Source organism: Bulleidia sp. HCP3S3_C9, assembly GCF_052064035.1.
Taxonomy (GTDB): Bacteria; Bacillota_I; Bacilli_A; order Erysipelotrichales; family Erysipelotrichaceae; genus Bulleidia.
On sequence record NZ_JBQHWJ010000059.1, the window covers coordinates 1 to 13,524 of the forward strand.

General features: G+C 35.2%; 18 protein-coding genes. 8 read left to right on the top strand and 10 right to left on the bottom strand.

Going from position 1 to position 13,524, the window contains the following annotated elements:
- Positions 1-153: zinc ribbon domain-containing protein (locus ACTND6_RS09345; RefSeq protein WP_441023833.1), on the top strand; the 153-nt coding region annotated here is incomplete at its 5' end.
- Between the two features lie 244 nt (positions 154-397).
- Here the strand turns inward: ACTND6_RS09345 and ACTND6_RS09350 are convergent.
- On the bottom strand, positions 398-1,372 hold the full coding sequence (locus ACTND6_RS09350; protein WP_441023831.1) for a ribose-phosphate diphosphokinase: 975 nt from the start codon (positions 1,370-1,372) through the stop codon (positions 398-400).
- A 183-nt stretch (positions 1,373-1,555) separates the two neighbouring features.
- On the opposite strand from ACTND6_RS09350, the gene ACTND6_RS09355 reads away from it, so the two are divergent.
- Together ACTND6_RS09355 and ACTND6_RS09360 are read left to right on the top strand one after the other, a co-directional pair.
- A complete protein-coding gene (locus tag ACTND6_RS09355) occupies positions 1,556-2,452 on the top strand; it encodes an MFS transporter (protein WP_441023830.1) in 897 nt (298 codons plus the stop codon).
- A gap of 66 nt (positions 2,453-2,518) precedes the next feature.
- Positions 2,519-2,704, top strand: a complete 186-nt coding sequence (locus tag ACTND6_RS09360; protein WP_441023829.1) for a hypothetical protein — start codon at positions 2,519-2,521, stop codon at positions 2,702-2,704.
- Positions 2,705-2,746: 42 nt separating this feature from the next.
- Here ACTND6_RS09360 and ACTND6_RS09365 read toward each other — a convergent pair whose 3' ends face one another.
- The gene (locus ACTND6_RS09365; RefSeq protein WP_178175268.1) at positions 2,747-3,922 is read right to left on the bottom strand and encodes a cation:proton antiporter domain-containing protein; all 1,176 of its coding nucleotides are present in this window, start codon (positions 3,920-3,922) and stop codon (positions 2,747-2,749) included.
- Positions 3,923-3,924: 2 nt separating this feature from the next.
- Entirely contained in the window at positions 3,925-4,266 is a 342-nt protein-coding gene (locus tag ACTND6_RS09370; RefSeq protein ID WP_320078962.1) for a hypothetical protein, read from the bottom strand.
- 107 nt (positions 4,267-4,373) lie between these two features.
- Between ACTND6_RS09370 and ACTND6_RS09375 the strand changes: the two genes are divergently transcribed.
- From ACTND6_RS09375 to ACTND6_RS09390, 4 genes are read left to right on the top strand one after another with little or no spacing between them, the layout of a single operon-like run.
- Positions 4,374-5,258, top strand: coding sequence for a LysR substrate-binding domain-containing protein (locus ACTND6_RS09375; protein ID WP_178175270.1), 885 nt, complete (start codon positions 4,374-4,376; stop codon positions 5,256-5,258).
- A complete protein-coding gene (locus ACTND6_RS09380; protein WP_441023828.1) occupies positions 5,258-5,635 on the top strand; it encodes a PAS domain-containing protein in 378 nt (125 codons plus the stop codon). Before ACTND6_RS09375 ends, ACTND6_RS09380 begins: the two co-directional genes overlap by 1 nt.
- A 4-nt stretch (positions 5,636-5,639) precedes the next feature.
- Positions 5,640-6,083: a hypothetical protein gene (locus ACTND6_RS09385; protein WP_441023827.1), complete on the top strand. Its 444-nt coding sequence runs from the start codon at positions 5,640-5,642 to the stop codon at positions 6,081-6,083.
- A gap of 11 nt (positions 6,084-6,094) precedes the next feature.
- Complete coding sequence (locus ACTND6_RS09390) at positions 6,095-6,238, top strand: hypothetical protein (RefSeq protein WP_441023826.1); 144 nt, start codon at positions 6,095-6,097, stop codon at positions 6,236-6,238.
- A 43-nt stretch (positions 6,239-6,281) separates the two neighbouring features.
- Here the strand turns inward: ACTND6_RS09390 and ACTND6_RS09395 are convergent, their stop codons facing one another.
- The 7 genes from ACTND6_RS09395 to mnmE are packed head-to-tail and all read right to left on the bottom strand — an operon-like array spanning position 6,282 to position 12,020.
- Entirely contained in the window at positions 6,282-6,788 is a 507-nt protein-coding gene (locus tag ACTND6_RS09395; protein WP_441023825.1) for a GNAT family N-acetyltransferase, read from the bottom strand.
- The gene (locus ACTND6_RS09400; RefSeq protein WP_441023824.1) at positions 6,788-7,687 is read right to left on the bottom strand and encodes a sugar phosphate nucleotidyltransferase; all 900 of its coding nucleotides are present in this window, start codon (positions 7,685-7,687) and stop codon (positions 6,788-6,790) included. Before ACTND6_RS09400 ends, ACTND6_RS09395 begins: the two co-directional genes overlap by 1 nt.
- Positions 7,688-7,690: 3 nt before the next feature.
- Positions 7,691-8,545: a 4-(cytidine 5'-diphospho)-2-C-methyl-D-erythritol kinase gene (locus ACTND6_RS09405; protein WP_178175275.1), complete on the bottom strand. Its 855-nt coding sequence runs from the start codon at positions 8,543-8,545 to the stop codon at positions 7,691-7,693.
- Positions 8,542-9,387 carry a 16S rRNA (adenine(1518)-N(6)/adenine(1519)-N(6))-dimethyltransferase RsmA gene (rsmA, locus tag ACTND6_RS09410; protein WP_441023823.1) on the bottom strand — a complete coding sequence of 282 codons (846 nt, stop codon included), beginning with the start codon at positions 9,385-9,387 and terminating at the stop codon, positions 8,542-8,544. The genes ACTND6_RS09405 and rsmA overlap by 4 nt, the downstream gene beginning before the upstream one ends.
- Complete coding sequence (rnmV, locus tag ACTND6_RS09415) at positions 9,384-9,923, bottom strand: ribonuclease M5 (protein ID WP_441023822.1); 540 nt, start codon at positions 9,921-9,923, stop codon at positions 9,384-9,386. Before rnmV ends, rsmA begins: the two co-directional genes overlap by 4 nt.
- Positions 9,914-10,729, bottom strand: coding sequence for a TatD family hydrolase (locus ACTND6_RS09420; protein ID WP_441023821.1), 816 nt, complete (start codon positions 10,727-10,729; stop codon positions 9,914-9,916). The genes rnmV and ACTND6_RS09420 overlap by 10 nt, the downstream gene beginning before the upstream one ends.
- Entirely contained in the window at positions 10,695-12,020 is a 1,326-nt protein-coding gene (gene mnmE, locus ACTND6_RS09425; protein WP_441023832.1) for a tRNA uridine-5-carboxymethylaminomethyl(34) synthesis GTPase MnmE, read from the bottom strand. Before mnmE ends, ACTND6_RS09420 begins: the two co-directional genes overlap by 35 nt.
- A gap of 69 nt (positions 12,021-12,089) precedes the next feature.
- Here mnmE and ACTND6_RS09430 point away from each other — a divergent pair, with 69 nt between their 5' ends.
- A complete protein-coding gene (locus ACTND6_RS09430) occupies positions 12,090-13,424 on the top strand; it encodes a DEAD/DEAH box helicase (protein WP_441023820.1) in 1,335 nt (444 codons plus the stop codon).
- Positions 13,425-13,524 lie beyond the last annotated feature (100 nt).

The following is a 13,524-nucleotide window of genomic DNA, read 5'->3' on the forward strand; positions in this document are numbered from 1 at the left end:
AAAGTTGAGTATGTTAATCCAGCATATACAAGCCAAAGATGTCCTGTCTGTGGTAGTGTTCATCACGCCAGAGATAGAAACTACACATGCTCCTGTGGCTTCCGTATCCATCATTTATGCAATTTTTGTTTATTTGTTACCAGAGCACAGTAAAAAAGTACACAATAAAACAAATACAACATTAAAAAGAATATTGCTTATCTTCCTATCGTTTCTCTGGATTGGTACAATTCTTTTTACATTATTTTCTTATGTATCCTCTGCTTATCTTGTTTTAGGGATATTTGCCGCATATGCATTTCCATTTCTATTTCTCATTTCAAGTTTCTATTATTTAGTAGGCAATCATTCTTAAGCAACATAAAAACGCCTCTATCTAGAGACGTTTTTGTTATTCTTATTCAGCTTCTAATTTTTTGTAATCATCATACACATTGGATACTGGTGTATGGTTTTCGATTGCATCAATTGTATTAGCTAACATATCAGCAACGGATAATACAGTAACCTTGTCTGTCTGTGCTGCCTTTTCTTTAGAAAGAGCAATTGTATCTGAGATAACCAATTCCTTGATAACAGAATTTTCAATCTTCTGCATTGCATCTCTAGAGAAGATACCATGAGTAATACCAACGTATACTTCCTTAGCACCATGATCCTTTAAGATCTGGCAGCCAGCACATAATGTACCAGCAGTATCACAGATATCATCAACAACGATACAGATCTTTCCATCAACATCACCGATAACATTCTGTGCTTCAACCATGTTTGGCTTTGGTCTTCTCTTATCAATGATAGCGATAGGTGCATCTAAGATATCAGCTAATCTTCTAGCACGAACAACTCCACCATGATCAGGTGAAACTACACATACAGAATCCTTAGGGAAATTCTTTTCAACAAAGTATCTTCCAATCATAGGAACAGCTGTTAGATCATCAATTGGGATATCAAAGTAACCCTGGATCTGAGATGCATGCAAATCAAATGTAATAACTCTATTTGCACCAGCTACTGTTAATAAGTTAGCGACTAGCTTAGATGTAATTGGCTGACGTGGAGCAGCTTTTCTGTCCTGACGTGCATAGCCATAGTAAGGCATGATAACATTAATTTCACCCGCAGAAGCTCTCTTACAAGCATCAATGCAGATCAATACCTCCATGATATGTTCTGTAACTGGTGTGCATGTAGACTGTACAATGAATACAGATCTTCCTCTAATTGATTCCTGTGGTTCAACAAGAATTTCTCCGTCTGCAAAGTGTTCAACCTTGATCTTTCCAAGTGGAAGATTTAACTTTTTGCAGATTGATGCTGCTAAATCAGTGCTTGATGTTAAAGCGAATATGACAGTTTCCTTAACCATTTTTTTCCTCTCCTGTTTCATGCCTGATTGACATGATTCATAACGCATGATTAGTTTATAACGAAATGTATTTTTTTGAAACCTCTATCAAGCATTTTTATCATTATTTTTGACAATTTCTAATGTTATTCTTTACTTTTCAAGTCTATAATAATCCCTGTTTTTAAAAATCAAGGGAAGATTATGAAAAAACTAGAAACGAAACAATGGCTGCCATTGATTGGAATGACATTAGCCGCTTTTATTTTCAATACATCAGAGTTCATGCCAATTGGATTATTAACATCCATTGCTGCTGCCTTTTCCATCAGTGAATCACAGGCAGGCATTATGATTACCGCATATTCATGGGCAGTCATGATTCTATCTGTACCACTCATGATTGCTGTATCAAAAGTATCTTTTAAACCAATGTTGTTAGTCACACTTGTTGTATTCGCAATTGGACAGATTCTATCAGGGATTGCACCAACCTTTATCATATTGATTATCGCAAGACTCGTCGTAGCATCCGCACATGCAATCTTCTGGTCTGTTGCGTCCGTCATTGCGGTAAAGCTTGTTGATGAACAACATCGAGACTTTGCAATGAGCATGATCGTTACGGGAACATCTATTGCGATGATATTTGTCCTTCCACTTGGAAGAATCGTTGGACTATATCTCGGATGGAGAATGACATTCATTCTTGCAGGCATCATTGCTTTTGCCTTATTTGCATTCCAGTCCTTTGTATTTCCAACACTAGATAAACCAGAGCCATTTAAAGTAAATCAATTACCACTACTATTCAAAAATAAATCTCTTGTAAGTATCTTTGTAGTATCGTTCTTATTCGCGACAGCTTACTATACAGCCTACAGTTATATCGAACCATTCATGTCTTCCATCGCAAAACTATCAGATACATGGATCACACTGTCCTTATCTATGTTTGGTTTTGCAGGAATTCTTGGAAGTGTCCTATTTTCAAAGTTCTATTCCAAAAATAGAGTTGGATTCTTACGTCTCATGACACTCAATATTGCAATTGTATTGTTACTGTTAAAACCATCCACTGTATCTTTGATTTCATTATAATTTGTATGTGCATATTGGGGATTAACTTCCACTGCGTTTAACGTAGCGGCACAATCCGAAATCATCTTGCACGCTGATGCTGCTGGATCAGTCGCAATGGCATTCTTCTCAGGCATTTTCAATCTTGGCATTGGAACAGGATCATTCATTGGCGGTAAAGTTGTAGATCTAATCAATCTAGGATCTATTGGTTATATTGGTGCAGTCATTGGATTACTTGCTGGAATCTATTGCATCCTTTCAACAAAGTAAGAAAAAATGTACTTTTGCATCACGCAAAGGTACATTCTTTTTTTATCCTTCTGTATGAATTTCACCAGCACGCTTCAATGCATTCTTACTTGCAATTGGTCCAATGACTTCATATACAAGCGTTGCACTCAAGATGACCGTCTGGATTGGCTGACCATATTCTGCAGGCAATTGTGCCAATGCCATTGTAGCCATACCAATCGCAACACCAGCCTGAGGCATCAAAGCCCAGCCGATATTGTCTTTTACAACTGCTGGCTGATGTGTAATTGTTCCACCAAGCCAGGATCCCGCAAACTTACCAGAGAATCTTGCAATAATATAAACGATACCAATCAATCCAACCTTTGGTAAAGTTGCAAGGTTCAACTGTGCACCTGAAATAACGAAGAACAACATGAACAACGGATATGTCCAGTCATCAATGCATCCAAGAATTCTTTCCGCATCGTCTCTCAAGTTAACATATACAGCACCCATTGCCATACATAATAACAGGTTAGATAAGCCAAAATGATCTGCTAATCCAACACCCAGGAATACACCTGCAATTGCTAATGACATACGATTTGTATGAGACTTAAAGTAACGGTGACTGAGTGCCAGCAAGAATCCCAAAAAAGCACCAAGTAACAAAGCAATTACAATATCTAGAAGTGGAATCAATAATGTATTTGTTACATTAAATGATTGATGATTTACCATGTTGATCGCAATATTAACGCAGATAGAATATGCAATCAAACCCGTTGCATCATCTGCCGCAACGACTGGCAATAACATATCTGTTAAAGGACCGCTCGTTTTATACTGACGAACAATCAATAATGTTGCTGCTGGAGCAGTAGAAGCTGAAAGTGCACCAAGCATGATACAGATAATTGGATCAAATCCAAGCAGCAATGTAATACTCATCGTAAATACCACAGCGCCAATAGATTCCAAAGCCGTGATAATCAATGCTGGTTTTCCAATGGCCTTTAAGCTGTCTAGTTTAAACTGATCACCAATTGAGAAAGCAATAAAGCCTAAGGCTGCTTCTGTGATAATATTAAAATTTGTTAATTGATCCTCTGGAACAAGTTTAAATACACAAGGTCCAATCAATACACCTGCAATCAAATATGCAGTGACGTTTGGAAGCTTTACTAAACGTGTAATACGTGTCATCAGCAAGCCAGCAAGCATTGCTAAAGCTAAATAAAACAATGTACTCATAGTTAGTTTTTAGACACTTCCCATCTAGTAACTGGCAATGTAAATAAGATACCTGTATTTGGTAATTTCATATCTCCAGATACGGAATGAATAATATCAATTGCACTTTGAATTTCTTCATCTTTCAATACAACCAGAATCATCTTATTCTGTTGACGACCTGGATTCACAAATTGACGTAATCCACCAAAAATCGTTGGTGCATCCACACTGTCCTGATTCAAAGATTTCAGCATCCCTTCACAATCGACAACAGAAGCACCATGAAAGCCTGCTTTTGCAAGTTTGATCATAATTGGATCTACTACATTTTCGTGGTTTGTAATATGGACTAATAACTGCATAATATCCCCTCTTTTCTATCTCCGAATGTAAATTATAGGAGATTATATAAAAAATCTTAAATTATATATTATGATATATCCATAAGAATTTATTATGGAGTGTATTTATGATTGATCAACGAATTATCACGTTTCTATGTGTATGCGAAAATATGAACTATACAAAGGCTTCTCAAGAATTACATATTACGCAACCAGCAGTATCTCAACACATTCGTTTTTTAGAAGAGAGATACAACACAAAGCTGTTTACATATCAAGACCGGAAACTTGCATTAACAAAGGCAGGTAAGATTTTATATGAAACAATGTCTGTCATTCGCAATGATGAAGAAATCATGATCAAAAGAATGCAGGAAAAGCAATCTACCATTGAACTTGTTCTTGGCGTTACGCTTACAGCTGGAGAATATGCATTAGCAAAGCCATTATCCGTATTTTTAAATAAGCACCCAGAGATGAATATGCATATTATTTATGGAAATGCGGAACAGCTATTAGCTAAATTAGATAATGGAGAAATTCATTTTGCATTGATTGAAGGATATTTTCCATCTCATAAATACGAACAGTTATTGTATTACACAGATAGCTTTATTTGTGTATGTGCAAAAAATCATACATTTTCTAAAAAAGTCAATCATATTGAAGATCTCTTAAATGAAAGAATACTCATCCGAGAAACAGGTTCTGGCACAAGAGATCTATTAGATAGTTATTTAAAAACATATAACTTATCCTATTTAGATTTCAAAAATCATTTAGAAATTGAAAGTATCTCATCCATCATTTCACTATTAAAAAATGATTGTGGAATTTCATTTCTGTATCGCTTATCTGTAGAAGAAGAATTAAAAAATGGATCATTGAAAGAAATCAAGATCCAGAATTTACAACTCCATCACGATACAACTTTTCTATGGAATAAAAACAGCGTATATTCAAAAAAGTATAAAGAAATCTGTAAAGAACTCATAGGAGGATTTAACTAATGAAAAAAGAACTTTTAGAAAGTATTTTAAATGCACTACCTTATGAAATTGTTTTCTGTGATAGGAATCATACAATTCAATATCTCAACAAAACCGCAAAACAACATTACGGTGAACGCATCCATATTGGAGACATTATTTTCAATTGTCATAATCAGGAATCCAAGAAAAAAATCATGAACTTTCTTGAAAAAGCAGATGCTGGAAGTGATGAAATGTTTGAAGCATACAATCCTATCAAACAGGAAAGAGAATTCTTTACACCCGTTAGAAATTCCAACGGGAAAGTAATTGGATATTTTGAAAGACACGAAGTTCACTGGGATACAATGCATCCTGAAGAACCTGTTGGAGAATACTGGAAGCGTGGAAGATAAACCTATGCAAATTGTATTGTGGAATGGAACTGATGAAATTATTATTACTAAATTACGAAATCAAGGATATTTAATATTCCTTTATAGTGAAGAACCATATTTTTACGCATATAAAAAATACTTTCACTATGTTAACGGATTTATCACAAACAAAGGACATTATGCACATATGGGATGCTGTGAAGTACTGGTTGATTTGCCACACAAACAGATCACGCACAATGATCAAGAAATCTATTATGGTATCAATGCCGTATATTGTTCACCAGACAATCCTGAATATGCATCACTAATAAAAAAATATGGAAAAGCTCGTGTTCATACAACCCTTTCAGATAAGCAAACAATCTACAATACTTCTACTGATCATCCTGTTTATGAAGAAGCCATCAAAATCATTCAACAATATTTCCATAATGCAGAAATCAAAAATGAGTTTTTATCTTAAATTCTCATTTTTTGACCGCAATACAAGACTCATTCATTAACAACATCCTAGTTGTCTTCTGGGGTGCACTATGGCAGATCGTAATTATCATTGGTGCTTCTACATTGGTATACACACCATTCGTTATTGCTTCCAACAAACAAGAAGAAGCATAAAAACAAACCAAAAAGATTTGTATCACAGCGATACAAATCTTTTTTATTTTATCTTGATTCTTGTGTAATATTCTTTTTCATCTTCATGATGAATATATGCACCATTCTTTAACATCACATGTAAAGATGCAGGATTCGTTTTCGCACAGGACATGTAGATTTCATCTTCCTGAAGATGATCTTTAACAAGATCAATCAACAACTTCAAGCCTTTTTCTCCATATCCTTTTCCACGATACTCTTTCAAAATACAATAGCCAATATGACCAGGACCATTCATAAGAAAGTCATTTAAATAATGTCTGAAATGAAACAGCCCAACAATGACATCCTCATCCCATAAGAAATAATTCGTATCTGGAACAAATCCATCTTTCAAATCAATTCCTTTTGCGTGATTGATAAAAGAAGGCAGAATCTGTTCTTTAAATTCTTCAAAAGAACAGTTTTCATATTCATTTGTAAAGCCATTTTCATCCGAAGGAATACGTGCAATCACTTCATATTCCTTTTGCATATCATCAATATTTGCTTCTTTGAGATATAACATTAAAGCTCCTGATCCTGTGCAAAAGTACCAGGCATAACTTCTGTATTATCTTTCACTGTTGTTTTTCCATACAAATATGTATTTGGATGAACAATTACATCATGTCCAAATCTAACTTCTGGGCCAATATATGTATTATCTGGATCAATAATATTCACACCTTCCTTCATCCAGTGAAGATTAATACGGTGCTGAAGATACGCATTTGCTTCTGCCTGCGCAACACAATCATTGATACCTTCCACTTCTCTCCAGTCATCACAATTGATTGCGATAACTTTCTTGCCAAGATTCTGTAAGATTTCTACTAAATCAGTCAAATAATATTCATGCTGTGCATTTTCATTCTTGATCAGTTTTAAGCCTTCAAATAAAGATTCAGTTTTAAAAGCATAGATACCTGTATTGATTTCTCTCACGTTTCTCTCTTCTTCATTTGCATCTTTAAATTCAACGATTTTTTCAACCGTGCCATCATCTCTACGAATGACTCTGCCATACGCACCATTATCATCAGGGACTGCAGTCAATACTGCCATATCAGCATCCCCTAATTCATCATACATCTTTGCATATGTTTCACTTCTAACGCATGGACAGTCACCAGAAGCAACCACTGTAATACCACTTTCATTTTCAAGCTGTCTAGCCTGCATGACTGCGTGTCCTGTACCAAGCTGTGGTTCCTGTACGACAAATTCACATTGACCAGCCAATTCTTTTTCAACCAGTTCATGCTGATAGCCCACAACAGTTACAATTCTTTCAGCACCAGCTTCTTTTAAAGAACGAATTACCATAGATGCCATTGGTTCATTTAAAATCTTATGTAATACCTTTGGCAGAACAGACTTCATTCTCGTGCCTTTTCCACCAGCCATAATAATTGCATTTCTCATATTCTATCTCCCCATTCTTGAATCAACGATTCTTGTTCTTCTGACGAAGTACTTTTCTTTCTTCAAATCATTCATTGTATCTTCAATCAATTGACGATCTTTTGTAATACCAAATACAGTAGAACCACTGCCTGACATCAAAACACCGTCAAATCCACGTTTTGTCAGTTCTTCTTTTACGTTGCGAATATCTTCTACAAGCTGAATAGCAGCTGGTTCTAAGCTATTCCCCAAAGAAGAAATAATACCTTCATAGTCAGAGCACATCAATGCATCTCTCATTTTCATACAGTCAGGATGGATTGGTTCTGTACTATCTACGATTTCAAATGCTTCTTTTGTAGATACACCTTTTCTTGGTTTTACAAGTAAAATATCAAAATCTGTAGTACAAGAAAATGGATTAATAATTTCTCCAATTCCTTCAACATATGCTGGTTTATTAATCAGACAGAACGGAACATCTGCACCAACTTCTTTTCCAACTGAAATCATATCTTCTTCACTCATATTCAAGTTCAACATACGATTGATCATACGAATTGCGGCTGCCGCATCCGCACTGCCGCCTGCTAAACCCGCACGTGTAGGAATATGCTTTTGAAGAATACATTCAAATTCCATCTGGAAACCATATCTTTGCTTCATCACATTGATTGCTTTAATGATCGTATTCTTATCATTGACTGGTAAATATGCACGATTCAAAGATAGTGTTGTTTCAAATGCAGGTTTCATCTCTAATAAATCATAGAAATCAATTGGTACCATGATCATCTTCAAATCATGATAGCCATCCTCTCTTTTTCCAGCTACATCTAAACACAAATTGATTTTTGCATATGCTCTTTCTTTCATAAAGTTGCCTCATACAGTTTCTTTAATGTATCTACATCTAATTCCTGTGCTCTAATACCAGCATCAATCCCAGCCTTTTCTAAAGCCAGCTTTGTCTTTTCACTATCCTTCAGATATTCTTTTAAATTATTGTAGATCGTTTTTCTTCTTTGCTTAAAACATGCTCTAACAAATGTAAAGAAATCCACAAGATTCAAAGATGTATCAATATCCTCTTTTCTAGAAAATTGAATAATCACACTATCCACTTTAGGAGAAGGATTAAAGCTTCTGCCAGGAACTGTAAACAATTTCTTTACATCATATAGATATTGTCCTTCCACACTCAAAGCACCATATTCACTATCGTTAGGTTTCGCAATAAAACGATCACCAACTTCTTTCTGCATCATCACAGTAATATAAGGAATATCATGCCCTTCATCAAAGATCTTAAACAGTACTGGAGAAGTAATGTAATATGGAAGATTCGCACAAACAGTAACCTGACCATATTGTTCTTTCAATTCTTTTATTTTTGTAGAAATATCTGCCTGCAGAAAATCCTGCAAGATAATTTCAACATTATCATATGCAGATAATGTATCCGCTAAGATTGGTGGTAAAGATTCATCAATTTCATACGCTACGACATGATGAGAATGAATCGCAAGCTGTTCCGTCAAAGAACCAATACCAGGGCCAATTTCAATCACTGCACCTTCACAATGTGCAGCTAATGCACAACGTTCTACAATGATTGGATCCACTAGAAAATTCTGTCCAAAACCTTTCTTTGCATGGATACCATATTTCTCTAGGATTTCTTTTGTTCGTGATGGGGTTGAAATAAATTTATTCATGAATGGATCACCTTATATAATTCTTCTTTTGTTATTTTTGAAAAGTTGATTCTTCGTAACATTGTTTTCGCATTTCCACTTCCAATATGAAAATGTTCACCGATAACATCTCTTAATGCCGAACTATTATCACTGCCAGATAAGCCAAGCTCAATCATGTCATTCATTGTCAATTGACAACAATCATCTTCATCAAATGAAACAACATTCTCTAATGCTTCTTTTAATATTTCATAAGTTGCGTGTTCAACACCAACTTTCTTATCTGTGCGTGCATCTTTTTTCATCACAAATGCATTCTTGCATCCTTCTACACTCTGATTTACCGCATGACGAATACGATTTCCAGGAGAATCCGGATCTGTGAATACAATGACACCTCTTGTTTTCTTTGCTTCTATAATACGATTAATGACATCTTGTCCAAGACTCGTTCCACCTGTTTCAATCGTATCACAGTCAAAATATTTACGCAGACGTTCCGTATCATGTCTGCCTTCTACAACAATCACTTCTTTGATCTTCTTCATTGACATTTCAAATACCTCTTCCAATTCTCTAAGATCGTAGAAGCCATATGTTCAACACTCACATTTCTAACATCCGCCATTTTCTGAACAATATATGGAATATTCGATGGTTCATTCTTTGTACCTCTTACAGGTACAGGTGCCATATATGGACAATCCGTTTCACTCAGCAAATACTTTTCATCAATTGTTTCGACAACTTCAACGGAATGTCTTGCATTCTTAAATGTCAATGCTCCACCTAATGCGATGTAATAGCCAAGTTTTGTAAACTCTTTTGCCATTTCCTTTGTTCCCGGAAAGCAATGCAGTAAACCAGGTACTTGATGTTCCTTCAAGATATCAAATGTATCCTGGATCGCATCTCTAGAATGCACCGCAATTGGTTTATGCAATGTTTTGGCAAGTTCAATCTGTCGAATAAACAATTCTCTTTGTTTCTTTCTTGCTTCTTCATCTTTTACCCAATGATATTCCAGACCAATTTCTCCAATGACAGATATTTCCTCTCTGGAAGCAATTTCCACAAAATCATTCCAGTCTTCTTCCGTCACTTTTTCTGCATCTTCAGGGAATATCCCTGTTGCAATCGTAATATGTTCTGGATCTCTTTTACGAAATTCAATTGCACGTATTGCTTCCTGTTTTGTCAATGTAATGATCATGATGTAATCGATATGCTTTTGTTTACATCTCTGCATAACATCTTCAAGATCTTCGCTGTAGTCATCACTCATTAAATGCGCATGTGAATCTAAATAAATGATATCTTCCATATTACTTACCCAAACAAAATCTAGAAAAGATTTCATCTAACAGATCTTCTTTTCCAGCTTTTCCTGTAATTTCTTTTAATGAAGTCCATGCGTTCTCTAAATCAATCGTCACAAGATCCAATTCCATACCATCTTCCAATGTACGAATCGCATTCTTCATACTCTGTTCCGCCTGGATTGCTAGACCAATCTGTCTTTCATTATTCAATGTATCACTGGAAGCAAGATACAATTCTTTTTCATATTTCTCTTTGATTGCATTCGTTAATGCTTCTACATCACCATTGATTGCTGAAATAGAAATACCATCATGTTGAATTGCCTTATCATTCTTATTGTATACAACAATACGATTCTTATTCTTTGTCATTTCTAACAGCTTATGATCTTCATCTGTCAAAGCTTCACTGCCATCAATGACCACAATGACAAGTTCAGCCTTTTCTAATGCCTGTAAAGATTTATCAATGCCAATCTTTTCTACAATATCATTAGATTCATGGATACCTGCAGTATCAATCAAATTCAAAGTGATTCCATCTAAGCGTACAGTCCCTTCAACAATATCTCTTGTTGTACCCGCAATATCTGTGACAATTGCCTTATCTTCTTCAAGCAAAGCATTCAATAAAGAAGATTTCCCAACATTTGGTCGACCTAAAATAACAGTATCAATTCCTTCACGGATATTCACTGCTTTTTTAGCTTCATCAATCAGTTTCTGAATATCTTTCAGCCATGTCTTTGCTTTTGGCAGAATCTCATCTTCTGTTAACTGATGCACATCATCATATTCCGGATAATCAATATTCACTTCAATATTAGAAATGATTTGCGTCAGATCTTCTTCTAATGGTTTCAATATTTTAGAAACAGATCCTTTCAAAGAATGCATTGCACTCTTCGCATTCACTTCGTCTGTCGCATTAATTAAATCATTAACTCCTTCTGCCTGAGAAAGATCCATCTTTCCATTCAAGAATGCACGTTCTGTAAATTCACCACGGCGGGCTAGTCTAGCACCTTTTCCTAAGCATAAAGACAAAATCTTTCTTGTGATAAATAGACCACCATGGCATCCAATTTCAACAACATCTTCTCCTGTATAAGATTTTGGTGTTCTAAAAATAGATACAAGTACTTCATCAACAACTTCATTGTCCTCCTGTACTGTACCAAATGTAATCGTATATCCTTCTTTTTTACTTAAATCTTTATTGATTAATTCAGACGCAATCAAAATAGCTTCTTCTCCAGAAATACGGATGATAGAAACTGCACCTGTAGCGTTAGCTGTAGCGATTGCGGCAATCGTATCGTTCATCATATTCATATCGCTTCAAGTTTATCACAATTATTGTGATATCTCATTTCCTTTTCATGTTAATATATCCACATGAAACAAGAAATTAAACAAGCATTCAATGAACAAGGATATTCTTTCCTTCTTCCAATCCAGGAAAAAGCAATTCCTCAAATATTATCTCGTAAAAATCTATTTATCCAGGCAGCAACTGGTTCCGGCAAAACACTTGCCTATCTTTTACCCGCATTAGAAATTGCTGAAGCTGCAAGTAATGATACACAGATATTAATTATTACCCCAACAAGAGAACTTGCTTTGCAGGTAAGTGAAGTCGCAAAAAATATAGCAAATTATTCAAAGCATCACATTGTAACTGTCATTGGTGGATTAGACATTCATAAGCAGGAAAATGCATTACGTCATCGACCAACAATCATTATTGGTACACCTGGCAGATTAATGGATCTCTATTCACAAAAGAAGATTGATTTATCTCACTTATTACTTTGCGTCGTAGATGAAGTAGACATGGTCATTTCTACAGGACAGAGAAAAGAAACAGAATATCTTCTTCAACATACAGACACACAGCTTGTCTGTACTTCTGCCACAAAGAATGACCTCATTACTTCTTTCTTTCCAGAAGAATATGAAGAAATCATTCAAGATGATTCTCATGTTAACAAAAACATTGATACATACTACATCAAGACAGAAGATCGAAAGCACTCATTATTACGTTTATTAAAGTCTGCACCGATTGAGCAATCCATTATCTTTGTGAATTACAAAAATGATGCGAATGAACTTGCAGACTGGCTGAAGAAAAAAGATATTCTTGTATCTTCCTTTTCATCATTCTACGAAGAAAGAGATCGCATCAGAATATTAAATGGATTTAAAAATGGAAAGTATCGTGTACTTGTTGCTACGGATGCTGCTGCTAGAGGATTAGACTTATATGATGTCTCTCATATCATTCATTATGATATTCCATTAGATGCAGATACATTTATTCATCGCTCTGGAAGAAGTGGTCATCAGGGAAATCATGGAACAACGATTACACTGATTAGAAATAAAGATTTAGAAAATGAAGTTACACAATATATTTTAGAACATTCGTCTGTTTATAATCCTGAGCAGAAGTATGAAACGAATCTATCCATTCCATTACAGAAAGAAGAAAAGAAATCTTCTACACTAACCATTCAGATCCAGGCGGGAAGAAAAGATAAGCTGCGCCCAAAAGATATCATTGGAGCCCTTTGTACAAAGCTTCCTTTCGAAAAAATTGGAACACTTGAAATACAGGATTCTTATTCTACAGTTACAATCTTGGATTCCAATATAAAAATCATTGATGCATTAAATGGATTATCCATCAAAGGAAAAAAAAGAAAGATCAAAAAATATCATAACTGACCACCTGATTCAAAAAAGTTCAGAAATCTCTTTAGTGTCCGCTTTTTAGTACAATAAAATCATATTGCTGGATATACACTTTAACTGCGAGGTAAAAGTA